Raw genomic sequence first — 214 nt, 5'->3', positions numbered from 1 at the left:
CTTAAAAAGATGCTATGGTACTTTCATTATACTATAACGATGAAATGAATTTAATACAAATTGGACATATACTCGAGGTAAGTGAATCGCGTGTAAGTCAGATACATGGGCAGGCGATGATTAAGCTTAAAGCATAAATCTTTGACTGGATTAATTTATTAGTTACAAAGATTCTGGTTTCACTGGAGGGTGTTTTGGATAAAAAGATGAAAAT

At 32.2% G+C, this 214-nt stretch carries 1 pseudogene; it reads left to right on the top strand.

What is annotated here, in order from left to right:
• Window positions 1-5: 5 nt before the first annotated feature.
• A pseudogene (locus tag V6260_RS19220) lies at window positions 6-137 on the top strand (sigma factor-like helix-turn-helix DNA-binding protein); the annotation flags it as partial.
• Window positions 138-214: the final 77 nt, after the last annotated feature.

The organism is Pseudoalteromonas aliena (genome assembly GCF_038155085.1).
GTDB classification, from domain to species: Bacteria; Pseudomonadota; Gammaproteobacteria; order Enterobacterales; family Alteromonadaceae; genus Pseudoalteromonas; species Pseudoalteromonas aliena_A.
The sequence above is the reverse complement of the archived record's forward strand: the minus strand, read 5'-3'. Positions and strand labels throughout refer to the sequence as shown.